Origin of the sequence: Nocardioides sp. zg-1228 (genome assembly GCF_017086465.1) — a bacterium.
In the GTDB taxonomy this organism is placed as follows: domain Bacteria; phylum Actinomycetota; class Actinomycetes; order Propionibacteriales; family Nocardioidaceae; genus Nocardioides.
Map to the genome: position 1 here is coordinate 1,628,824 of NZ_CP070961.1, position 22,241 is coordinate 1,651,064.

Annotated in this window: 21 protein-coding genes; 9 read left to right on the forward strand and 12 right to left on the reverse strand. The window is 66.8% G+C overall.

Translation table 11 applies throughout. The features are described from left to right. Positions 1-204: 204 nt before the first annotated feature. Positions 205-1,260 carry a zinc-dependent alcohol dehydrogenase family protein gene (locus JX575_RS07830; protein WP_186341890.1) on the forward strand — a complete coding sequence of 352 codons (1,056 nt, stop codon included), beginning with the start codon at positions 205-207 and terminating at the stop codon, positions 1,258-1,260. 11 nt (positions 1,261-1,271) lie between these two features. Here the strand turns inward: JX575_RS07830 and JX575_RS07835 are convergent, their stop codons facing one another. Continuing rightward, the gene (locus tag JX575_RS07835; protein WP_186341891.1) at positions 1,272-1,817 is read right to left on the reverse strand and encodes a dihydrofolate reductase family protein; all 546 of its coding nucleotides are present in this window, start codon (positions 1,815-1,817) and stop codon (positions 1,272-1,274) included. Between the two features lie 1,634 nt (positions 1,818-3,451). On the opposite strand from JX575_RS07835, the gene JX575_RS07845 reads away from it, so the two are divergent. Both JX575_RS07845 and JX575_RS07850 read left to right on the forward strand, forming a co-directional pair. After that, complete coding sequence (locus JX575_RS07845; RefSeq protein WP_186341893.1) at positions 3,452-3,898, forward strand: hypothetical protein; 447 nt, start codon at positions 3,452-3,454, stop codon at positions 3,896-3,898. After that, positions 3,895-4,179, forward strand: coding sequence for a transcriptional regulator (locus tag JX575_RS07850; protein WP_186341894.1), 285 nt, complete (start codon positions 3,895-3,897; stop codon positions 4,177-4,179). The genes JX575_RS07845 and JX575_RS07850 overlap by 4 nt, the downstream gene beginning before the upstream one ends. A 777-nt stretch (positions 4,180-4,956) precedes the next feature. Here the strand turns inward: JX575_RS07850 and JX575_RS07855 are convergent. After that, on the reverse strand, positions 4,957-5,391 hold the full coding sequence (locus tag JX575_RS07855; protein ID WP_206054555.1) for a transposase: 435 nt from the start codon (positions 5,389-5,391) through the stop codon (positions 4,957-4,959). Between the two features lie 169 nt (positions 5,392-5,560). Then, the gene (locus JX575_RS07860; RefSeq protein ID WP_206054556.1) at positions 5,561-5,806 is read right to left on the reverse strand and encodes a hypothetical protein; all 246 of its coding nucleotides are present in this window, start codon (positions 5,804-5,806) and stop codon (positions 5,561-5,563) included. 535 nt (positions 5,807-6,341) lie between these two features. Between JX575_RS07860 and JX575_RS07865 the strand changes: the two genes are divergently transcribed. Next, positions 6,342-6,941: a DUF998 domain-containing protein gene (locus JX575_RS07865; protein WP_186341895.1), complete on the forward strand. Its 600-nt coding sequence runs from the start codon at positions 6,342-6,344 to the stop codon at positions 6,939-6,941. Between the two features lie 328 nt (positions 6,942-7,269). Here JX575_RS07865 and JX575_RS07870 read toward each other — a convergent pair whose 3' ends face one another. Further along, positions 7,270-7,875, reverse strand: coding sequence for a TetR/AcrR family transcriptional regulator (locus JX575_RS07870; RefSeq protein WP_186341896.1), 606 nt, complete (start codon positions 7,873-7,875; stop codon positions 7,270-7,272). A gap of 103 nt (positions 7,876-7,978) precedes the next feature. Between JX575_RS07870 and JX575_RS07875 the strand changes: the two genes are divergently transcribed. Together JX575_RS07875 and JX575_RS19795 are read left to right on the forward strand one after the other, a co-directional pair. Next, positions 7,979-9,622, forward strand: coding sequence for an FAD-binding protein (locus JX575_RS07875; RefSeq protein WP_186341897.1), 1,644 nt, complete (start codon positions 7,979-7,981; stop codon positions 9,620-9,622). 118 nt (positions 9,623-9,740) lie between these two features. Then, positions 9,741-10,517, forward strand: coding sequence for a phage major capsid protein (locus JX575_RS19795; RefSeq protein WP_260988909.1), 777 nt, complete (start codon positions 9,741-9,743; stop codon positions 10,515-10,517). A 131-nt stretch (positions 10,518-10,648) separates the two neighbouring features. Here JX575_RS19795 and JX575_RS07885 read toward each other — a convergent pair whose 3' ends face one another. Beyond that, on the reverse strand, positions 10,649-11,170 hold the full coding sequence (locus tag JX575_RS07885; RefSeq protein WP_186341899.1) for a hypothetical protein: 522 nt from the start codon (positions 11,168-11,170) through the stop codon (positions 10,649-10,651). A gap of 426 nt (positions 11,171-11,596) precedes the next feature. Here JX575_RS07885 and JX575_RS07890 point away from each other — a divergent pair, with 426 nt between their 5' ends. Beyond that, a complete protein-coding gene (locus JX575_RS07890) occupies positions 11,597-11,887 on the forward strand; it encodes a zf-TFIIB domain-containing protein (protein ID WP_186341900.1) in 291 nt (96 codons plus the stop codon). 314 nt (positions 11,888-12,201) lie between these two features. Beyond that, the gene (locus tag JX575_RS07895) at positions 12,202-12,954 is read left to right on the forward strand and encodes a hypothetical protein (protein WP_186341901.1); all 753 of its coding nucleotides are present in this window, start codon (positions 12,202-12,204) and stop codon (positions 12,952-12,954) included. Positions 12,955-13,051: 97 nt separating this feature from the next. Here the strand turns inward: JX575_RS07895 and JX575_RS07900 are convergent, their stop codons facing one another. From JX575_RS07900 to glnA, 5 genes are all read right to left on the reverse strand, one after another. Next, positions 13,052-13,333, reverse strand: a complete 282-nt coding sequence (locus JX575_RS07900) for a DUF4287 domain-containing protein (RefSeq protein WP_186341902.1) — start codon at positions 13,331-13,333, stop codon at positions 13,052-13,054. Positions 13,334-13,570: 237 nt separating this feature from the next. After that, a complete protein-coding gene (locus tag JX575_RS07905) occupies positions 13,571-14,221 on the reverse strand; it encodes a GNAT family N-acetyltransferase (RefSeq protein ID WP_186341903.1) in 651 nt (216 codons plus the stop codon). Positions 14,222-14,677: 456 nt separating this feature from the next. Then, on the reverse strand, positions 14,678-15,562 hold the full coding sequence (locus tag JX575_RS07910; protein ID WP_186341904.1) for a hypothetical protein: 885 nt from the start codon (positions 15,560-15,562) through the stop codon (positions 14,678-14,680). Positions 15,563-16,990: 1,428 nt separating this feature from the next. Next, complete coding sequence (locus JX575_RS07915) at positions 16,991-18,307, reverse strand: MarR family winged helix-turn-helix transcriptional regulator (protein WP_186341905.1); 1,317 nt, start codon at positions 18,305-18,307, stop codon at positions 16,991-16,993. Positions 18,308-18,643: 336 nt separating this feature from the next. Further along, positions 18,644-20,074, reverse strand: coding sequence for a type I glutamate--ammonia ligase (gene glnA / locus JX575_RS07920; protein ID WP_186341906.1), 1,431 nt, complete (start codon positions 20,072-20,074; stop codon positions 18,644-18,646). A 177-nt stretch (positions 20,075-20,251) separates the two neighbouring features. Between glnA and JX575_RS07925 the strand changes: the two genes are divergently transcribed. Further along, complete coding sequence (locus JX575_RS07925) at positions 20,252-20,635, forward strand: RDD family protein (protein WP_186341907.1); 384 nt, start codon at positions 20,252-20,254, stop codon at positions 20,633-20,635. A 31-nt stretch (positions 20,636-20,666) separates the two neighbouring features. On the opposite strand, the gene JX575_RS07930 is transcribed toward JX575_RS07925, so the two are convergent. Together JX575_RS07930 and JX575_RS07935 are read right to left on the reverse strand one after the other, a co-directional pair. Then, entirely contained in the window at positions 20,667-21,485 is an 819-nt protein-coding gene (locus tag JX575_RS07930; RefSeq protein ID WP_186341908.1) for an inositol monophosphatase family protein, read from the reverse strand. Between the two features lie 11 nt (positions 21,486-21,496). Further along, a complete protein-coding gene (locus JX575_RS07935) occupies positions 21,497-22,204 on the reverse strand; it encodes a DUF4191 domain-containing protein (RefSeq protein ID WP_186341909.1) in 708 nt (235 codons plus the stop codon). Between the last annotated feature and the right edge of the window lie 37 nt (positions 22,205-22,241).

The following is a 22,241-nucleotide window of genomic DNA, read 5'->3' on the forward strand; positions in this document are numbered from 1 at the left end:
GGCTGACCCGGTAGGGCTCGGCGGCGGCGCGCGGAAGACCGGGGCCATACGCCTCGTGCGCGGAGTCCGGGTGCGGCGTACCGTCGAAATCCACGCTCGATCGCCGGAAGCCCCGCGATCTGCCCCCAGTGGAGCGACCACCCGTGGATCGAGCAGCTGAGCTCGCGATCGCCACCGGGCAGCCGACGCACATCAGGAGGACAGATGAAGGCACTGGTCTACCACGGTCCGGGCAACAAGGCTTGGGAGGACGTTCCCGATCCCCAGATCCAGCAACCCACCGACATCATCGTGCGGATCGACACGACCACGATCTGCGGCACGGACCTGCACATCCTCAAGGGGGACGTGCCGGCGGTGACCGACGGTCGGATCCTCGGCCACGAGGGCGTCGGCACCGTCACCGAGGTGGGCTCGGCGGTGTCCACGGTGGCCGTCGGCGACCGCGTGCTGCTCTCGTGCGTCAGCGCGTGCGGCGCCTGCTCGTACTGTCACCAGGGCCTCTACGCGCACTGCCTGGCCGAGGAGGGCGCCAGCGGCATCGGTTGGATCTTCGGTCACCTGATCGACGGCACCCAGGCCGAGCTGGTCCGGGTGCCGTTCGCGGACAACTCCGTCTACAAGCTGCCCGACGGGGTGAGCGACGAGGCCGCGGTCATGCTGTCCGACATCATCCCGACCTCGTTCGAGATCGGTGTCAGGTATGGCCGGGTGAAGCCCGGCGACGTGGTCGCGGTGGTCGGCTCCGGGCCGATCGGACTGGCCGCGATGATGACCGCCACGCTCTACGGCGCGGCCCGGATCATCGCGCTCGACCTCGACGCCAACCGGCTGGAACAGGCGTTGGGCTTCGGGGCGACCGACACCGTCGACAGCGGCAGCGCGGACTGGCGTGAGCAGGTGCTCGCGATGACCGACGGGCTCGGCGTCGACGTGGCGATCGAGGCCGTCGGCATCCCGGCGACGTTCGACGCCTGCACCACGATCGTCCGACCCGGTGGCTCCATCGCCAACGTGGGCGTGCACGGATCACCCGTGGAGCTGCAGCTGCAGGACCTGTGGATCATGGACCTCACCATCACCACGGGCCTGGTCAGCACCTCGACCACACCGATGCTCCTGAAGCTGGTGGCCCAGCACAAGCTGGCGGTCGAGAAGTTCGCGACCCACCACTTCACGCTCGACGAGATGATGGACGCGTACGACACCTTCGGCCGGGCGGCGGAGACCAAGGCGCTGAAGGTCGTGATCTCCCGGTAGCGCGTCTGAGCTCAATCGGACGAAGGACGCCGGTAGCTCAGGAACACGCAACCGGTCGGCGACGATTCAGCCCGCGCCAGGGTCAGTCTGAGGGGATCTGAGCCGTCCTCGAAGAGACGCCGCCCAGAGCCGGCCAACGTCGGGACGACGACGAGCTCGAGACGATCCACCAGGTCCTCGGCCAGCAGAGTCTGGGCGACGGCGATGCTGCCATGGACGCCGATGTCGCCTCCCGACCCTGCCTTCAGCCGTCTGACGTAGGACGGGAGCGGGGAGTCGACGACGACCGACTGCTCCCAGCCCTTGTCCAGGGGATGTGAGGTCACGACGTGTTTGATGGTCGTGTTGATGAAGTCTGCGAACGGTTGCACGTCCGACGTCGGCCAGTAGTCGGCCCAGTAGTCGTACGTACCGCGGCCGAGGACGACGTCGTCCTGGACCCCGATGACGTCAGCGAGGTTGCGGAACACGGTCTCGTCCGCCTCGAACATCCAGTCGCCCGGCTCCTCCGCGACTCCGTCCAAGGACAGCAGGGCGTACAGGGTCACGTCGCGCATGGCTCCTCCAGAGTGGTGTCACCCGTACGTCGAACGGCCGGCGCACAGATCGACATCGCTACTCGCCGTTGGTCCGCCAGGCGTCGGTCTGCACTGGGGCTCGAGCTGCAACCTGCGTGGGTGTATGACCGCGGGACAAGGTGCCAGCGCGTGCGGCTCGGGTATAGGTCACGGCGCCGTCCGCTGAGTAGCTCGAAGGCGGCGGTGTGAGGACGCACCTGCCGATGCGTCGCGGGAGGCGCTGCGTGCCCTGAGCACAGATGATGCCCTGCCTGAAGCGGCGCTGTGCTGGACGGATGCTGAAGTTCTCCGCCGGGCATGAAAGAACCGCCCACGGTCTCGGGTCCGTGGGCGGTTCTGACTCCAGACTACGCGACCGTTGACCCCGGCGCTGGCACAGCACATGCACGCGATTGCAACGGATCGGTCCGTGATTCCCCGGGACCTGCGTCGAGGAAAACCCGCGCCTTGAACCGTCGAGCCGACTCGCGGCGGTATCAGCAGGATCGATCTTCGGAGTTGCCGCATGGGCGATGCTCGTCGTGCCGCCACGGTCGCCTCGGCGCCCTATGGGGGTCAATGTATGGGTGGCCGGACTCGGTGGTCACCAGGCTCATGGAGAAGCCGTTCTTCAAGCGGAGGAAGCACTCCGAAGAGGTCAGTAGGGTCTGGTCCGCGTGACGCGCTAAGCGACGTCGAGCAGCTGGGCGTGCCGAGGTACGACTGTGGGCGCGCAGTGGCGTAGCAACGCCAGTGTTGCAAGCGGGGTCAGGACACCGGTTCGGGGTGGGACGATCCGCATCCGTCCTCCGTGGCATCGTGTGAATCGGCTGGCCCAGGTGAGCGAGCGGACCAGGCGTGGGTCCATCCGCACGACCCCGGACAGATCCACGGTCAGGCACCGACCGGTGGCGTTGCGATGCGCCTGCTGGACGGAGCGCACGAGGTCGGGGACAGCGGCTAGGTCCAGCTCAGCGGGTGCGATGAGGTGATCGGGACCGGCGAAATGGAACGAGGAGACGTGGTGCGACATGTTGGTGTCCTGATTTGGATGCCCCGTGATCGCCGTTGCTGGGCTGTTGGGGACAGCGGGGGGTACCCCCCGGGTGTGCGGTGTATGCAACAACAGCCGAACTTCTTGTCACCAGCGCCTCCCGACCGGGACGCTCGGCCGCAGCGTCACGGTGCGGAGCCGCCCACGTTGGCTCGGCGCATGCGGCCCGTTCAGGAGCAACGCACATTGAAGGCCCCGCGCGCGCCCGACCCGTCGCGGACCGCGGCGCGACCAGCGACTCGATGACCGGCGGCACCGTTGGTCATTAGAGGCGAGCGGGGGGCCGTGAACTGGGAGCGCCCGCGGATGTAAGCCCCATTTGAGGACCGACCTGGAACTCGTCGCCGTAGCCGACGTCTGGGGGGCCAGTCCAAGTTCACTCGCCGGCACGAAACCGAACCGCCGGTAGTAGGCCGGAGGGACTGCTGCATCCTCTGGTGACAGCAAGACCCAGCGGAGCGCTGAGCTGCTAGCCGCGCCCCCGGGCTCGCCCTCGCATCCGGGGGCGACTCCCGGAATGTTACTTGCATAAATGGCAACTTCTCTTATGCTTGCGCCTATGGAAAGTTCTTTGGGGCCGTTGGAGCGCATCCGTGAGCTGGAGCGCGGCGAGGCGGCGCCCTACATCCGGATGCGGCCTTCGCCTTGGTGGGTGCCACCACTCTTTGGCGTGTGGTTCGCCGCCTATGTGGGAGCATTCGCGTTCTGGAGCGAGAGCGAGTTCGCCTTCGTTTTGGCGATGATCACGCTCGCCGCCGGCGTCGGCGCGTTCGTGGGGTGGTGTGCCCGGCGGTACGATGCCTTCCCCATGCCCGGTCGTGGCACTCCTCCGCCGGAGATCCGGCGGGAGTACCGGTGCTACGCCATCGGAGCGGTGGGCATCGCCGTCCTTGTGGCGGGCGTGATGTGGTTGGCCGGGGTCCCGGCAGCGTCCGGTGCCGCGTTCGCTCTGGTGACCGTGGGCCTGCGGCTGTTCCAAGCCCGCTACGAGCGTGCGGCGGCCGTCGTGCGGGAGCGGCTGCCATGAGCCTGGGCGACCTCGACCCTGTCTTACACGCACCGAAGCGGCTCATAGCGATGGCCGTGCTGGCGAACACCGAGTACGCCACATTCCGGTTCCTCAAAGAACAACTCGACCTGACCGACTCGGACCTGTCCAAACAAATGTCTGCGCTGGAGTCGGCTGGTTACGTCAAAGTCAACAAGCGCGGGCGCGGACCGGGCTCGGCCACGACGTACACCATGACGCGCCCAGGCGATCGTGCCTACCGGGCCCACCGCGCAGCGCTTTACGCCCTGCTCGCCTAAGAGATGACCCGGGACTGCGATGCAGCCCCACCCACCGAACGGTGGAGGCACGAACCAACCCAAGCTCAGAGGCTGCAGTCGATGTGACGGGGTTCGGTGGCCCTCAACTTCGCGCATGATGGCATTTGGAAGTCCGAAATCTGTACAAGCTGTACGGACAGCACGTTGCCGTCAACGACGTCTCCTTCACCGTTGACGAAGGGAGATCTTCGGCATCATTGGACCCAGCGGCGCTGGCAGGACGACGATCCTCGGGAGTGCGCCGGTCTGCGAATACCCGACTCGGGGCTCGGACGGGCTACCGCGGACCTCGTTCCTACGTTCCAAGACGCCAAGCGCTTGACTCGTCCCGAGCCGACACCGTCGGTGCCAGCACCTCCGCTCGCGTCTTGCGGCATCCTGGGTGACGTGCAGCACCCAGAGGTAGGCACCCGCACGCGCAGGGGCCAATGCAAGGCAGGCGGTCAGCTGATATGTAGGCACCTCTTGTCAAGGGCAGGTTGAGGCGCCCGTCCCACTGATGGTGGGGCGGGCGCCTCGTGCTTCGTCGGGGTGTGGCGGCTGGTCGCGTGTCGTTGGCGACGCACGGTCAGGCTGATATGCGCGGGTTGGTTACCGCAGGACGGGCCGTTCGGCTGGAGCGGATCGCGTGTCTAGGGTCGAGCGTCGCGCCGATCACTGGTGTGGCTCTCGGTGCTGCTCATAGCTGTGTCGCGGGTCGCTCCTCGCGCTGCTGCCAGCGGGCCTGGGTCGACGAAGCAGTTCAGGGATCGGTCCTCATTCTTCGAGGACGGCCAGCGACCAGCACCAGCCGGCCAGCTCGCGGGCGATCGCGACGTTGGCGATCGTGTGCCTCTTGGGTCGTGCGCGCATGGTGCTCCAGCGGTGGTGGAGTCGCCGGTTGCCCTCGTCGCAGCGGGCGCGAGCAGCAGGCCCGGCAAGCTCCCACCGGTCCCGCATGGTCTTGCCGATGCGGTAGGCGGGCCGGTGGTGCCACGCGGCTTCGACCAGCAGGCGCCGCAGGTGGGTGTTGCCGGTCTTGGTGATCGACCCCTGGACCCGTGACTGGCCCGAGGAGTACTCGCTGGGCACCAGCCCGATGAACGAGCCGATGGTCTTGCCGGTGAATCGGTCCCAGTCGCCGACCTCGCCCGCCAACGCGAGCCCGGTCAGGGGCCCGATTCCGCGCAGGCAGCCCAGCCGCCGCAGCACCGGGGTGAGCTTCGCAGTCTGCGGCCGTGGTGGTGATCGCGTCGTCGAGGCGGTCGCGGCATGCCTTCACGTGGAGCACGGCGTCGTAGTCGGACTCGAAGGTCAGCCTGGTCGCGGCGGAGTCCAGTTGGGCGCCGGCGCGGCGCAGCCACACGTCGTGGGCGCCGGTTCACGCCTTCGCGCCGGAGTAGACGTAACCCTGGCGCAGCAAGAGCTTCGACGACCGGTGCCGGGCCGGCATCAGGTCACCCCGGGCGTCCTCGCGGGCGCGGACCAGGTCACGTGCGGCCTCTTGGCCGACGCTGGGAACGCTCACCGCGGTGATGTCCTTGGCGTCGGTCTTGACCCTGTCGCCGCTGGGCCGTTGCAGCTTCGACGGCGCCACGACCTCGCGGCGGATCCCGGCTGCGTTCAACGACCAACTCAGGACGAGCCGGTCAATCCATACCGTCTAGGCGTCCGCCGTTATGCGCCCCCGCGGTGACACGCTCGGCGTCCCGACATACGTGCCGGGGCACATCTCGGGTCCGACCATGGTCGTCACTCACACCTGCGCCCTGTGCCCGTGCCCCGTTCAACGGTTGTGCGGACGTGCGCTCGGTGCGCGCCTTCTCCACTGCTGGCCCAACCGTCCTCCTGGGCTAGCAGTGGCGCCCCCCCGCTGAGGGGAACGCCTCACGCGCGAGTGCGGACATGAACCGGGTCTGCGTCGGAGATCGGATGGGTCGTTGCGGGGGTCACCGCCGGCGTGGTGATCTACGGTCTCGTCGTTCTGCTCGCGTGGCGACGCAGACGACGCACGCCGACCAGCTGACCATCCAGGTCCTTCGCGCCGATCGGACCGTCCCGTCAGGAGGACGCACACCATGACCGCAACTCCCACGATGCCGGCCACCTCATCGACTCGTGCCCCGGCCGGGGCACTGATGTGGGTGCCTCAGCCTCTGTACGTGGTCTGTGAGCTCATCGCCGCCGCGGCCGCCACGGCTCCATACAGCCTGCTCGACAACACCATCAGTGACCTCGGTGCGACCACGTGCACCACCATCGCCTACCCCTACGGCGACGTCCCGGTGTGCTCACCGCTGCACCCGCTGGTGAACGGTGCGTTCATCGTATTCGGCCTGCTGCTCGCTATTGGTGCGGTGCTGCTGCGAGGGTGGCTCCCCAAGGGCGCTGCGGCTACAACCTCGGTGGGGTTGTGGGTCATCACGGGGCTCAGCTCGGTCGCGACCGGGCTGGTACCGCTCGACCAGGACCTGGACCTGCACAGTCTCGTGGCGCTGCCAGCGTTCGTGGCGCAGTCGTTGGCCCTGCTCGTCATCGCCTACGTCCTGCGCCACCGACGCGGGGTGTCGGGGTCGGCGCTGGTGGCCGGGGCGGTCTCGCTCGTCGGACTGGTCGCGTTTCTGGCGCGCACCGGCAGCGCCGAGCTCGGTGGTCTGTTCGAGCGGCTGGCGTTCTGGCCGGGCTACCTCTGGCTGCCGGTCCTTGCCGTCGTCGTCCTGTGCGAGCGAAGGGTCCCGTGTGCCGGGCGGCGCTCGGTGTGACTCGGAGCTGGGTCCATGATCAGCACAGTTGCATGGCGTCCAGACCGGGGCGGTCGCCGAGTCACTCACCTAGTTCGAGGACGCCCGTTCGGCCGTTCGGGTCTGCTGCGCGATCCGGTGACAGGCTGCCTCGGGCCGGTTGACCGCGCCGGCGGGCGCCGCGTGCGCGAGTTGCCTGCACGCTCCCTATTGCATGTTGGCCGGCGACCGCTTTAAGGGGCGCTTTGAGCGGGGGAGCGCACCCACCCGATGTTGGCGTCGCGGTCCCCAGACGGCTGGCACTCAGGCTCCTTCGTCGAGCTGACAGCGGTTCGTACAGCAGACCCGCCTACTCACGGGCGCTTGCGCGGAGTTGGGTCAGCGTCCAGAGCAGTGGGCTGTCCACGTCGGTGCTCGGGTCGAGCATCTGTCGGATCATCAGGCCCTCGTGGAGGGTGAGCAGGCCGCGGGCGGCCTCGACGCAGTCGACGTCGGCTGCGATGACACCGGTGCTCTGAGCCCGACTCAGCACTTCGGTCAGTTCCTGATCCCATGCCGCGACGCGCTGACGGACGAAGTCGGCAGCGACGTGGTCGGGTTGCGCAGCGACGTTCAGCTTGAGGCTGATCCATAGCCGGGTCCAGGCAGGGGTGGAGCGGCGGCGCTCAGCGACGCGTGCGTACGCACTGATGAGGTCGTCAATGTCTAGCAGGGCGCCCTCGTCGAAGAACTGGCGGTCGGCGTCCTCCTGAGCGATGAGCACGCCCAGCAGAAGGTCGTCCTTGGACGCGAAGTGGTGCTGCAGGCCGGCGTGGGTGATCCCGACCCGAGCGGCGATGGCCCGTAGTGAAGCGACCTCGAAACCCGCTCGCGAGAACTCCTCCAGCGCCGCGTCGAGGATCGCGGCTCGTTTCGCCAATCCGACCTTGTACGGCCCGCGCACCACCCTCGTCACGGCTCCACTATCTCTCACGGCCACGCCACTCGCGGGATGTAGGCGGGTTCGGCGCTGCGAAAACCTGCCATGTGGTTAGATTTGCGAAACAAGGGAGTGTGAGATGGACAACAAGTCGTTCGACATCGTGGTCGTTGGGACGGGAACAGGGATGCTCGCCGCGCTGGCGGCGGCCGAGGCAGGCATGTCGGTGCTGCTCGTGGAGAAGTCGGAGTATGTGGGCGGGTCGACTGCCCTGTCGGGGGGTGGTTTCTGGGTGCCGTGCAACTCGATGCTGGCCGAGGCCGGAGCGCCGGACTCGATGTCTCAGGCGACTGAGTACCTCACTGCGGTCACGGGCGGGGAAGCACCCGAAGCGCGCTGGAAGTCGTTCCTGTCTCATGGGGCCGAGGCGGTGAATGCGTTGCGCCGCTTGACGCCGCTGAAGTTCGGCCACATGGCCAACTACGCCGACTACTTCCCGGAGCTCCCGGGAGGGTCGGCCGTCGGGCGGGCCATGGAGCCAAAACCCTTCAACGCCCGCAAGCTGGGTACCGACCGTGACAAGTTGCGTCCGCCCGCGCTGGAAGCGCCGTTCCCGATGCCGGTGACCGGCAGCAGTTACAAGTGGCTCAACCTGGTCGCCCGGACCCCGCGCGGCATCGCCGTCGCGGCGCGCCTACTGGGCATGGGCGTCGGCGGCCTGGCCATTCGCCGGGAGTACATCGCCGGTGGCGGTGCTTTGGCCGCAGGGCTGTACGCCGGGGTCCGGGACCGGAACATCCCGGTGTGGCTTGACTCGCCCCTGAAGGAGCTGCTCGTCGAGGACGACCGCGTCGTCGGCGTGGTGGTGCATCGTGACGGCAAGGACATCAGTGTCCGGGCGAAGCGCGGCGTGATCCTGTCGGCGGGCGGTTTCGACCGCAATGAGGCGATGCGACACGCGTACCAGTCCGAGAAGCTCGACACCGACTGGGCGTTGGGCAACCCGGCGAACACCGGCGACGCGATCACCATCGCCGCCCAGGATGTGGGCGCGGACCTGGCCTTCATGGAGGAGGCCTGGTGGTTCCCGGCGGTGCCGATTCCCGGCCCCATGCCCGGCACGCTGCTGGCCGAGCGTTCACTGCCGGGCCAGATCATCGTCAACCAGGCCGGCGAGCGCTTCATGAATGAGGCCGTCAACTACATGTCGGCCGGCAAGGAACTGCTCCGCCAGGATCTGCCGGTGTGGATGGTCTTCGACCAGCGCTACCGCAACCGGTACGTCTTCGGCGGCTCGATCTTCCCGCGCCAGTCCTTCCCGCAGGAGTGGTACGACGCCGGCGTTGTCAAGAAGGCCGACTCATTGGAGAAATTGGCCGCGGAGATGGGCATGCCGGCGCTGCCTCAGAGCGTCCAACGCTTCAATACCCTGTGTGCCACGGGGCACGATGACGACTTCGGCCGCGGCGACAGCGCCTATGACCGCTACTACGGCGACCCCGCCGTCAAGCCGAACCCGTGCCTGGGTCCGATCGACCAGGGCCCGTTCTACGCGGTCAAGGTCGTCCCTGGCGACCTGGGCACCTGCGGCGGCGTGAAGGCCGACGAGTTCGCCCGCGCCCTGCGCCCAGACGGATCGGTCATCGAGGGCCTGTACGCCGCTGGTAACGCGGCCGGCAACGCCTTCGGCCGGGTCTACCCCGGACCGGGTGCGACGATCGCCCAAGGTCTGGTGTTTGGCTACATCGCTGCAAACCACGCCGCCGGGCGGCTCTCGGACTGACGCCGGGATGCTGTTGTGGCCGAAGTCGCCGCCGCTGTTCAGATCGCGAGCTGAGCAGCGGCGGCGAATCGGGGCCGGTCGGATAGAGGCTGGGATGATGTAGGTCGTATCGAGGTTCATGGCCGAGCGAGCCGGAGCGAACGACACCGTGGAGCTCGCCGGAGTTTCCCACGCATTCACCGCGTCCGAGCCGGCAGGCCATTGCCTACTCCATCCGCGTCGCCGTCAAGCACCTGACCCAGAGCGAGAAGCACCGCCGCCGATCTTGGTCGCGGGCGAACGAAGGGAACAGGTCCATGGCCGAGCTCAAGGTCATGGTCAAGGCCCGCGGGTCACGGCCGAAGGACCTGCCTGGTGGCAGGCCGGTAGTGGCGGACCGGGCCCTTGGTCGGGAAGCATCAACCCGCTGCGGCAGGTCGCCCGGGTGGTGCAGACCGCGACCGAGGGCTGGACGGGCATCACGTCGGCCGGCGCGACCGCGGAGTGGAAGGCCGAGGCCGCCCAAGCCGCGGACGAATCCCCGACGATCGACGACCAGCCGATCCCGGTGCACTTCGGTGACGTGTTCGTGCCCTACAGCTTCGAAGTCGGCATGGACCCGGCCCGGTTCACCGAAGAGCTGTCAGCCGTCCTGCGAGACGCCGCCGACCAGCTGCAGGCGACCGCGTCCACCGGGTCCGGCACTGGCCAGCCCAAGGGCTTCTTGACGGCCCTGACGGGCACGAGCTCGGAGGTCAACGCGGCCGCGGACGACATCTTCGCCAGGGGCGACGTGTACAACCTGCAGAACCAGTTGCCGGCTCGGTTCCAGGCCAACGCCGCGCACCGGGCGGGTTGGGCAGAGTCGTTTTCCCGTGGCGAGGTCGAGAACGGCCTGTGGGAGTCCCTCGATTAGACCCGCTTCTGTCCTCGAGTCGTGATGTCGCCCAGACGCAGGGAACCACCGGTACAGACGGCGATAAGACGCAATCGTCGCGGGAGATCCGCAAGTCCATGACCCCCGCCCGCTGGGCCCAACCCAGGGCATCAGCGTTGGCGCGCTCCGCCTTGGGTCGCGCGGCGACGCAGTTGGAGACCTGCGCCCAGCAGCGCAGCAACCCCGATGATGCCGGCGGTGCTGATGGTCCACCGCGAGATGGCCGGCTGTGCAGGCTCATCGTCATCGGTGGCTCCAGCCACACCTCCCGACGCCGCTGCTGCATCGTCCATCCCGACCGCGGGTTGCGCGGGTGCTCCTGTCAGCCGTTCGACGGCGTTCACCCGTCCAGGCGTAGCAGGCGCCGTGCCGCCACAAAGGCTCGCAGTCCGGCCCGAGCCATCCGTGCTCACGAAAACTAGGTAGCGACGGTCGACAACCATTCCCTCCAGACCGCACGAAGCACCGGATATGGGTGACTCGAACACGGTGGTAGAGGCGACATCGCCTTGATAGACCGCGTCGACTGCCACGGTGTAGGTGATCTGGTCGGCGCTGCTCATGACGTCGTGCTCCGGTGGGTCCGCCATGCTGACCAGGGTGCCCGCGAAGATCTCGTCAGCACCTTCCACGAAGTCAGCGGTGTGCTGGTACGCACATGAACACGCGTACGCCGGCCCTGGGCCCACAGGCACCAGCATGGCCGCGAAGACGAACACAGGCAGCAGGACCAACCTGAGTAGGCGCATGACCTTGTGACGACGATATCGCGGCGGCGGCTCCGAGCATCTTCGCAAGGAACTGCCGCCGAGAACGTGGTCGCGGTGGCTCGGCAGACGGGAGGCCCAGATCGAAGCCGCCGAAGGCATTGAGACCTGCCTTATGTCATCCGGACATCGCATGACCGGGGTGTTTGCGAGGGCGCCGTCAGGCGGCAGAGTGACGCCACTGTCGCGGCCGATCCAGGCGAGGTGGTCCACGCGTGTGAGGAGCGGAGCCGTTGCTCGCGCAATGCCGACCTAGTCTGAGTGAAGTTGTCCGTGCCAAGGAGGATTCCCATGAAGTGCCCCAACGATTCAACGACTCTGGTCATGAGCGAGCGCGCCAGCGTGGAGATCGACTACTGCCCGGAATGCCGGGGCGTATGGCTCGACCGTGGTGAGCTCGACAAGATCCTCGAACGTGCGGAGGCGGAGGCGTCGCGTTCCGCCGTACCCCCCGCCGCACCGGCCCGCGATGTGCAGAACCCCACGCGAGCCACCTCCGACGATCGTGACCGTCGCTCGGAGGGGTCCAGCGGGTACCGCGGCAAGAAGAAGGAGCATTGGCTGGGCGAGCTGTTTGGCTGAGCTCCCCAGCGAGTGGATTCGGTGCCGGGACCCTTCGACAGGTAGTGGTCCGCCCATCAGATCCGGATGTTCTCCCGGCGCCGACACGCGGCGGAAGGACGCGGGTCTACCCCTCGCCTCCAAAACGGCGCAAGTCGTTCGACGAGAGCGACTCGGCGGGCGCACACGGCCGCCCTGCGCCCAGTCGGACCTGGGTGTTGTGCTGATGTCACGACCTGGGGCCGTCATATTGAGCGGGTGGATAAACAGGATGACAGGAGTGGCAGCAGCCAGGCGGCCAGCAGTGGAGGGACTTCGTCGGTGACCCTGCGCAAGTGGCCGTTCTGATTGAGAGGCATCTCGACCTCGCGGAGTTTCATCACAAGCTTGCCATTGCGCGCGGGGATCGAACGCCGGGCAACCTGTACGACCTCGATCGGGCGTGGTGCGCCCGCACCGCAGACATCGACAGCATCTTGCCCGCGTTCGTTAGCGCCGGCCTCCTAGAGGCCGCACGGCACCATCTGCGCGGCATGGCGGCACTGCTGCCGTTGGACGGGATCGACATTGCGTTGAGCGCGCTTGCTCGAGGTTGCTGCGAGGCGAGTGCCCGAGCTGTGGCCGTCCTTGACCCCGATGTAGAACCGCAGACGCGAGCTTCCCGCGCCCTCAACGACGCGTTGCATTCTCTGCGCCGCGACAGCGTCGCGATTAGGGGTGACAACAAGGGGGCACTCCTGTCTACGGCGAGACGTTTGGACATCCCTGCGCAGTTCGACAAGTCCGGGCATGTGCGCCAGTTCGGCGACGAGCCACGGCCATCGATGACCTCACTGACGCGCGAATACCTCACCTCTGAAGTCAATCTGCTCGCCGAAGCCTTCGAGCCGTTCTGGCGTCTGCTCAATGGTGCGGCGCACGGCGGGCTCGATGCAGGGCTTGGCCTTGGGTTCGGCGGCGGGAACAAGGGTTTCGCCGGATTGAGGATCAGCGCGGGGCTAATGTCAATGACGGCGTGCGGGGTAGCTCACGAGCGCGCATTGAACTACCAGGGGCTGCCCGGGCTGTCGACAGCTCTGCCCCAATAATGAAGAAGCTACCTCGGACGGCCTCGCATCCGCCGGGTGCGGTAGTCGCGGCGCAATGACGCGCCCGACGGCGCGTGCGCCGAGCCGACGACTCCCGTCAGCGGCGGTCGACGCCGTCCAAACGCAGCTGGGTGGAGGCATCGGAGTGGGTGGTGCCGCTGTTGACGTGCTTGTCACTGATCGTCGCTCCATTCTTGAGTACGCCAAACAGCGCCATCGCATGTCCCCGGCCGACGTCGTAGTCGTCCTTGAGCCACGCCGCGAAATCGCCCGCCTTGCTCTGCGGAGTGAACCCGCGCGCAGCGGCCTCCCTCAACAGCTCCTCGGGCGTCTTGCGGGTCTTCTTCTCGATAGCGTCGAGGTAAGCCTGGTAGCTCATCGTGATTCCCTTTAGTCGTGTGCCATTGACGCTAGTCAAGCTGGCGCGGCACCGCTTCTCCGAAACCGCTGCGCCGGGTAGCCAAGTGGAAGCTCGCAGGTCGGCAGCGTCGAGTCCACCCGCTCATGAACGTCGACCGGTTCATCAGATCCGCACACAGCAGCCACCACACTTTTGGCCTCCAGGCCTTGCGGCCGTGGCACCAGACTCTCGGGAAGGACGTCGCCCAGCAGGGGCTCAACCCTGCTGCGAGGGAGACCAGACCATGGTCTGCTGATGCACAGGCTTTCCCCGGAATCGAACACCCGGTACCAAGGGCGTCGAACCGTGCGGGACGAATCCGCACTTCTCGAAGAACCGCGTGGCCCGCGAGTTCTCGACCAAGGTCTGCAGGTGGCAGCCAGGACTCGCGGTGTGCGTGAGCCAGCTCTGCCAAGCGGCCATCAACTCGTTCGCAGCGCCGGTCCCGCGGGCCTCCGGCACGAGGTTGATGTGCAGGTGAGCGGGCCAGCGTTGGTCCACACTCTCACCCGACGCGACCTCCACGCCTCGCACCTTCGCCCGGACGACGTCGAACAGGCTCCGGGCGAAGAACGGCAGCGAGCGCGGTCTGATCATCACCTTGTGCCGGATGATCGCCTGGGTCAGGCGTTCGTCCTCCCCGGGCAGGAGGGCAGTGTCCGGACAGCCAGTGAGGTAGCCGACCAGGTCGCCATCGGCTTCGGCGAGGAAGAGGGTGTCGGGGCAGTGCTCGATGTAGGGGTCGAGGTATGCCATTCGCTCAGACGGCAAGTGCTTCCACAGGTCGCCACTCGGCGAGTCTGCGCCCACGCGGGCAAACAGGTCGACCAGCGCGCCCTGGTCTGCAGGTGTGTAGGTCCTGACCATGGCACTCCTAGATCTAGATCGCGGGTCTCGAGGCCCCGGCCGCGGGCGAAGGTTTGCCACAGACCTGACCGAAGATAGGCGAGAGGAACGAAGACTACGGCGGTCGGGCCAGTCCCTGGCGCCGGTGCCCGCGAGCTGCCGACTCGACCTCAGACCCACTCCCAAACAGGACCGACAAGAGTGTGGCGTATAGGACTGGCCCAGCGGTCCGGGAACGAACGCGGCGCAATGACGCGAGTTCCTGGACGGGGAGGGGCGGCAGGTCTGCGCGTTGCGCCGCCGCACCTGCGAACCGTCTTCCCCGACAAAGGGTCGCGACCGAGTCTGCGCGACTTCATACGGGTGTCGCTGCGCCGCCCGTACCCGGACCCCGTGCGGATCGGAGGGGGTTCGCGAAATGTGCCGAATCCGCCCCGTGTTGGTTATCCCAAGGGGCGGATTCGACTCAAGGAATTGCTAGTCCGTCTGGGTAGTTCCCCACCACGCGACACCCGCCTGATCCTTCTTCAACAGATCAACAGGGGGTGGCGCTTCGAGGTCTACCCGCAACATCGTCGCGACCTCTTCGGGGTTGTTCTCATTGGCGGCCAGCGCGTATACCCTGCTGTTCGGATCGACGTTCGGGGATTCCACCGAAACGTCACGGCGAAGCCCGATCAAGCCGTCGTAGCCGGGATAGGTGTAGATGATCTCAACGGTATTGGGATCCGATTGCCGCAACTCCACGAGGGTAGGTGTGAGGCCGTACGTCAGTTTCCGAACCTGGGCTTCCAACCGAGCCAGTACGGCTGTCGCCCGGCCGCCCTTCGCAGCGCCCATCACGGCCGGCACGTGGACTGATTCAGGCGCTGGATCCAGCGCGGGTGCCGGCTGGCTCGTCACGCGTGACGCTTCCTGATCGTCCTTTCCCACAGCGAGCCCTCCTCGGCGCATTTCAACTCGTGAGCCACCAATGACTTGGTTCACCCAGGCGGGGCAAGGACCCATGTATCCCTCACAGTAGAGGGTGATCAGTCCCTTGCGCTCTCCGTTGAACTGAGCGCGTTGGTTGATGGCTCGAGTGATTACGGAGTCTACCTCCTCCCACTGGCCGTTCTGGTACACCTCGTAGACGAGCTTCGACCGATAAATCCACGTAGTGGACCCGGGGACGTCCGGGGTGCCGCACGAGTCCGTCATCGTGCCGCGCCATACGTTCATCGCGGTCACGCCGTGCTTGAAGTACATCTTGCTCCAGCCCCACCCGCGATCGTCGCCAAAGCTGTAGTAGCCGTACCGAATCGGATTCATTTTCCCGCACGGATCCTCGGCACGTCCGACGACCGTCCAGTCTCCCGCCATGTCCTCCGCACTACTTGAAGTTGCAGGTAGGAAAGTGGCTACGCAGGCGATCGCAATAGCAGCGATGCCTCTCCAACCCCGAGATGTCATTCTTCCTCCCGAAAAAAGGTATGTCCGAACTGGACACGCCGATCGTGTTGGGCGATCGAGGCACCGTCAATGGCCCGAACTGGCGATTGACAAGTTGCTGTCATACGGATTCGGGTCCGATTCCAGCGCCCGCGCGATGTCGAGGTAGGCGGACTGCAGCGTTCATGGGACCCCATTGTTTGTGCTGGTGGCGTGGGCGCAGTTGGCCCTTGATGCCGGCGGACCGGCCAAACGGATATGGGAGCACGCCGACGATTGCGTCCAGTTCACTCGACCGATCGCGGCCGCGACGGCCCGCTGGAAGCGAGCGTGGTTTGCACGTGTCCAAGTTGCTCGTGCGGGCGCACGGGGTGTCTGCCAATGTCCGCTTGCGGAACCACGATGTAGCTCGCTCCGCCTTGTGAGCGCCGGCGACCATGGCTAGGGGTCATTGGGGGCCGCATGGCGGCCGTCCAGTCTGAGCTGCGCCGTCAGGCGGCGGAATGGGCTAGATCGGGCTACCAACCATTGGGGCAGCAGGCCCACCAGCGGCAGAGACTAGTTCGGCCAACTCTCGTGCAACCGGTTCTACCCCCACTGAAAGGCTAGGGCCTCGCGGAGCGTCGGCGTACGGATCGGTTTCGCGGCCACTCGTCTGCCGATGCCCCCAGGGCCGCAGTCTTGGTAGGTCAATTGCTTCCAAGGCCCGCCGTCGCCTAGTTTCATCTGACTTTGACCGCTCAGGCCGAAGGCCACGATCATCAAGGCTTCAACACCGTCGATCGCGCTCTGGCTGCCGACTGCATTGGACGCATCGTCGGCGGCGGGCCGCCGCCAGCAATCGTGTTCAGGCCAGTTCTCTACTGAGTCGAAGGCGAACCACGAAAACCTAACCCAGCGCTTGGACTTATCCCTGTGATGAGCGGACAAGCGGTTTCCGAAACCTTGGTTGCCTCGCGCTCTGCCAACGTAGGTCGGTCCATAATCATTGTAAAGAACGTAGGTGCCGCGCGCTCTCCGGAAGTCGCAGATCTCAAGTCGCGGTCGTCGGTCCCCTCCATATCCGAGCATTTGGTAAGTGGTTCCGCGACCCGCGTTCCAGTCGATCTCGTGCCGGTCCCAGAAGAGTCCGTGAGCACCGACCAGCGGCCTACTCTTTGATCCCCGTGTCATGGCGACACCGTACGAGGACGCGACTCACGTTGCTACCGATAAGCCAGGTTGTCTCGCGCAGCCCTCAGGCGGCGACGAACTCATCGCGCAGAGCCGTGGACCGGAGGCTAACGCTCATTGTGCATCCGGACGTTCTGTCCATTTGCACGGGAGGAGCCGCCAACCCCCAGGCGCGCTGTATGGGGGTTAAGAATTCACGTGCCGATAGTACGCAAGTCGTCCGTGATCAGTCACCGAAATCGTACGCCTGCGTTGATCTGCGTCATCCGTCGTATAGCTGACCAAGTGGGCGCTCTCCAGCTTTCGTACCCTCACAAGTAGAGGGGGCATCGCCGCGTAGCCAAACGCATTGAAGTCGCTGGGGCTACACGAGCCCGACTTCTCGCGAAGCAGTGTGTCGAACACCTTCCAGTCTGCTTTCGTCAGATTCGATGCATAAGATCCGTACACGGCGTCCGCCTCGCGAAGGATCGACTCGCCGAACTGCGCGTCGCGTTCTGCTCCAGTCACCGCGCGAAGCGCCTCCGCATCCTGATCGAATGAGTATCTCTCAGCGAGGTTCAGTGCATAGCGGAGGTTCTTGCCGATTGACACATAGAGATGCGCAAAGGCCTGTTCCGACACCGGAGGAAAGGCGTCATCTGACTCTCGCAGGGCTAATGCTCGTGCCCCAATGACCGCCGGGGCGACATCGTCGGACAAGGGATAGACGTCGATAGGATTCAAGAAGACGCCTGTCATTTTTGGACTGGAATAGGCTGCTCGCACCATCCCCTGTGCGCCGCCGACGATCCATCTCAAGCCGGGACGCTTGAAGAGCGCATCCCTGAGGGGCTCCATGACTGCGAGGGCCGTTGCACTGTCGCGCAACTCCTCTAGGTTGTCCAGAAAGCAGATAACGCCGCCGGATTCACGGTCAGGAAACGCTTGTTTGAGCCACTCGTCAACGAGCGCGATCATGCCATCTTCGGCGAACCCCTGAGTTTCGTTTGGTGTGCGCGTGGTGCCGAGGCCCCCGCCGCCGCCGCTGCCGAGGACAGACACGCTGACTTGGCCGTTTCTAGAAACAGCTTCGGGCTCGTTGAGCCAGCGATTCATTGCGTCGACGGCCCCGAGGGCTCGCCCCTCGCCCCGGAGTAGCTCGGCAGCTTCGATCAGTGCAGCCGCTACGACGCGCATCGTCCGGCGCTCAAAACTATCTCGCGTGTCATCCGGACGGAGACTGAGTCGCGATTTCGCCGCAATAAACAAGGGGCCGCCAGTCGCGCGCCACCCCGTAGCGTCATACGCAGCAGCCGCCGCGAGACTGGTCTTCCCTACGCCGAAGTCACCCTCAAGTGCGATGACACTGGCACCACCGCTTAGTTGTCTGGCGATTTTTGCCAGTTCAGTCTCTCGACCAACGAGAAGGGCCCTGCCTTCGTTGCTCACTTCGATCGGGTCAGTCGAATAGAGGTTTCCACGATAGCCAAACTCGCGCCACACCGACGGGGGATACGTCACTATTCGATACTACAAGGAAGCATGCCGGCGCATCCGGTATCAGTCCGACTCGACACCAGACCAATCAGGCCCGTCGCGGCGTACTCCAGGCCAAGTAAGTGGGCGCTCGAAGTGTGCGGCGCGCCTAGGGGCCAACTCGCGGCCCGCTACAGGGGGTCGCGTCATTCTGGGCGGGTTGGGCTACGGGCCGCGACCAACGGACGCCGTCGCGTCCGTGCGACACCCATCCCATCAGCCAACTGAAAACGTCCCTGGACAACCGAAGCTGTCCAGGGACGTTCTCGCAGGTCAGACGCGGATCAGCGGGTGACTCCGCAGGTCAGCGCTGAGCGTGGCTCAGATGTCGTAGTAGAGCTCGAACTCGTGCGGGTGGGGGCGCAGCTGGATCGGGAGGATCTCGTTGGTGCGCTTGTAGTCGATCCAGGTCTCGATCAGGTCGGGCGTGAAGACGTTGCCGGCCGTGAGGAACTCGTGGTCCCGCTCGAGGTTCTCCATCACCGCGCCGAGCGAGGTGGGGACCTGGGCGATGTCGGCCATCTCGTCCGGCGGCAGCTCGTAGATGTCCTTGTCGATCGGGGCCGGCGGCTCGATCTTGTTCTGGATGCCGTCGATGCCGGCGAGTAGCAGCGCGGAGAACGCGAGGTAGGGGTTGGCCGACGGGTCGGGGCAGCGGAACTCGATGCGCTTGGCCTTGGGGTTGGCGCCCGTGATCGGGATGCGCACGCAGGCCGAGCGGTTGCGCTGGGAGTAGACCAGCGAGACCGGGGCCTCGAAGCCCGGGACCAGGCGGTGGTAGGAGTTCACCGTCGGGTTGGTGAACGCCAGCAGCGACGGGGCGTGCTTGAGGATGCCGCCGATGTAGTAGCGGGCCATGTCCGACAGGCCGGCGTAGCCGGTCTCGTCGTAGAACAGCGGCTCGCCGTCCTTCCAGATCGACTGGTGGGCGTGCATGCCCGAGCCGTTGTCGCCGAAGATGGGCTTCGGCATGAAGGTGGCTGTCTTGCCGTTGCGCCAGGCGACGTTCTTGACGATGTACTTGAACTTCATCACGTCGTCGGCGGCCTTGAGCAGCTCGTCGAAGCGGTAGTTGATCTCGGCCTGGCCGGCGGTGCCGACCTCGTGGTGGGCACGCTCCACGGAGAGGCCGGAGGCCTCGAGCTCCTTGACCATCTCGTCGCGCAGCTCGCCGAAGTGGTCGTAGGGCGCGACCGGGAAGTAGCCGCCCTTGTACTTGACCTTGTAGCCGCGGTTGGGGCGGTCGGCGGTGCCGGCGGCGCCGGAGTTCCACGCGCCCGCCTCGGAGTCGACGCGGTAGAAGCCCTCGTTGGCGGAGGTGGCGAAGCGGACCTCGTCGAAGACGTAGAACTCTGCCTCGGGGGCGAAGTAGGCGGTGTCGCCGATGCCGGTCGAGGCGAGGTAGGCCATCGCCTTCTTGGCGATGTTGCGCGGGTCGCGGCTGTAGGCCTCGCCGGTGATCGGGTCGTGGATGAAGAAGTTGATGACCAGCGTCTTCGCGGTGCGGAACGGGTCGATGTAGGCCGTGGTCGGGTCGGGCAGCAGCGACATGTCCGACTCGTGGATCGCCTGGAAGCCACGGATCGACGAGCCGTCGAAGGCGAGGCCGTCCTCGAACACCTCCGGACCGAACGCGCCGGCGGGCACCGTGAAGTGCTGCATCACGCCGGGAAGGTCGCAGAAGCGCACGTCGACCATCTCGACGCGCTCGTCCTTGATGAACTTCAGGAGCTCATCGGAGTTGTTGAACATTCGGTTCCTCCTTGACGGCGGCGCGCGCACGTCGATTGCAGCGTTCGGGAGCGGAGCCTCGTTGCACCGTGCCGCCACGCTAGGCGGGAGCAGTTTCCTGACCGTATCCCGATTGTTTCGCGCGTGTAACAGGTGACCGGCCGATGGGCCGCTGCTCGCGCCTCCTAGGCTGGCCACGTGACCAGCGCTGTAACACCGGAGCTCGAGTCAGCCAGCTTCCGCAGGCGGGTCCTCGCGCTCGTCGTCGACTGGATCGCGTGCCTCGCCGTGGTCGAGGGCCTCGTGGCGGCCGGCGTGCTCGGTGGCAACCCCAACGGCCTCGGCACGCTGGCGCTCTTCGTCCTCGAGTCGGCGGTGTTCACCGCCCTGGCCGGCGGGTCGTTCGGCAAGCTCGCGACCCGGCTCCGGGTGGTCAGGTCGGACGGCTCCGGCCGACCGGTGTCGCTGCTGCGGGCGCTCGTCCGCTCGGTGCTCGTCGCGCTGCTCGTGCCGCCGCTGCTGACGTACGACGGACGCGGGCTGCACGACGTCGCCGCCGGCACGCGCACCGTCCGGATCTGACCCGCGCCCGCACCCAGGGTGCGTACGCCCGTCAGCCGACGGTGGCGACGGCCGACAGGTGCGGCCGCACCAGCGCGAGCACCTCCTGGTGCGTCGTGGGATCCGCCGAGACGACGAGGCCGCGGCCGGTGTGGAGGGGGTCTCCCGCGAGGTCCGTGACGACGCAGCCGGCGGCCTCGGCCACCGCGATCCCGGCGGCGAAGTGGAGGTTGCCCCGGAACGAGCCGTCGGAGACGTAGGACGCCCGGCGACCCACGGCGACCCAGACGACGCCCAGCGTCGAGGAGATGACCCGGGGACCGTAGGCGGCTCGGACCCCGGGATCGTGGACGAGCTGCCCGCCGACGAACGGCCGGTCCAGCGGCCCGTCGCAGTTGATCTCGAGCAGGCCGGATGCCGGGGTCGGCTCGAGCGCCCGATCCGTGCCGCCACCCGGGCGGACGAGCGCGCGGGATCCGTCGGTCCAGAACAGCTCGTCGGCGATCGGGTCGACGACGGCGGCCGCGATGGTGGCGCCGTCGTGGGTGAGCGCGACGTTGACCGCCATGAGAGGCGTGGTGGCCGCGAAGTTGAGCGTGCCGCAGAGCGGATCGATGAGCCACCGCCGCGACGCCGCGGCCGGGCCGCCGGCTCCCGACTCCTCGCCCGTGCGCGCGTCGGCCGGGCGGTGCTCCTGCAGGACCCGGACGATCGCCTCTTCGGCGCGGAGGTCGGTATCGGTGGCGAAGTCGGTGGGGGTCTTCGCGAAGCGCACGTGCGCGGATCCGTAGGCGCGGGCCACCACGTCGGCGCCTGCTCGAGCCGCCGCGATCGCCACCTCGGCGTCGGTCAGTCCGTCGAGCGCAGGCATCCCGGCTGCGGTCAGCGGCCGCGCTGCTGCGAGCGCATGCCCTTCATCGAGGTCGGCATCGGCCCCTTGGGCAGCGGCAGCTTGCCGCGCTGGGCGTCGAGGGCCCGGAGCCGCTGGAGGATGTCGGTCATCTCGGCCGGCTTGACGTTGCGGCCGAGCTTCTGGACGTGGCGCACGAGCTTGGGCAGCGGCACCTCGCCCTCGCCGCGACCGCACACGACCTCGTGGATCGGCACGCCGTAGGCCACGCGCTCGTGCTTGCGGTGCTCGGTGGTGAGCAGCTGGCGGACGCGGGCGGGGCTGGAGCCCTCTCCGACGAGGACGATGCCGGGGGGACCGACGACGCGGTGCACGACGTCCTGCTGCTTGGTGAACCCGACGACGGGGTCGACCTTCCAGCCGCGACGCAGCATCTGCAGGGCGCCCGCGGCCGCGGCCGGCTGGCCCTCCATCTGCGTGTACGCCGCCTTCTGGGCGCGGCGGCCGAAGACGAGGAGCGCGAAGAGCGCGCCGAAGAGCACCGCGCCGACGACGGACATGATCCAGCCGAGCAGGCCCTCGCCCGGCAGCACCCACATCACGGCGAAGCCGAGGGCCGCGCCGAGCACGAACACGCCCATCACGATCAGGCCCAGGCGCGGGTCGCTCCGCTTGGCCATCTGGTAGGTCTGCATGATCTGCCCACGGCGCGAGGTGGGCGTGGTGGCGGGGGTCGACATGAGGTGGCCTTGTCCGGTCAGGTGTTCAACAGGTGCT

Coding starts and splice junctions, on each gene's coding strand:
- JX575_RS07830 (WP_186341890.1), top strand. CDS start 205: ATGAAGGCACTGGTCTACCACGGTCCGGGCAACAAGGCTTGGGAGGAC.
- JX575_RS07835 (WP_186341891.1), bottom strand. CDS start 1,817: ATGCGCGACGTGACCCTGTACGCCCTGCTGTCCTTGGACGGAGTCGCG.
- JX575_RS07850 (WP_186341894.1), top strand. CDS start 3,895: ATGAGCCTGGGCGACCTCGACCCTGTCTTACACGCACCGAAGCGGCTC.
- JX575_RS07875 (WP_186341897.1), top strand. CDS start 7,979: ATGGACAACAAGTCGTTCGACATCGTGGTCGTTGGGACGGGAACAGGG.
- JX575_RS19795 (WP_260988909.1), top strand. CDS start 9,741: ATGGCCGAGCGAGCCGGAGCGAACGACACCGTGGAGCTCGCCGGAGTT.
- JX575_RS07890 (WP_186341900.1), top strand. CDS start 11,597: ATGAAGTGCCCCAACGATTCAACGACTCTGGTCATGAGCGAGCGCGCC.
- JX575_RS07900 (WP_186341902.1), bottom strand. CDS start 13,333: ATGAGCTACCAGGCTTACCTCGACGCTATCGAGAAGAAGACCCGCAAG.
- JX575_RS07905 (WP_186341903.1), bottom strand. CDS start 14,221: ATGGTCAGGACCTACACACCTGCAGACCAGGGCGCGCTGGTCGACCTG.
- JX575_RS07910 (WP_186341904.1), bottom strand. CDS start 15,562: ATGGCGGGAGACTGGACGGTCGTCGGACGTGCCGAGGATCCGTGCGGG.
- glnA (WP_186341906.1), bottom strand. CDS start 20,074: ATGTTCAACAACTCCGATGAGCTCCTGAAGTTCATCAAGGACGAGCGC.
- JX575_RS07930 (WP_186341908.1), bottom strand. CDS start 21,485: ATGCCTGCGCTCGACGGACTGACCGACGCCGAGGTGGCGATCGCGGCG.
- JX575_RS07935 (WP_186341909.1), bottom strand. CDS start 22,204: ATGTCGACCCCCGCCACCACGCCCACCTCGCGCCGTGGGCAGATCATG.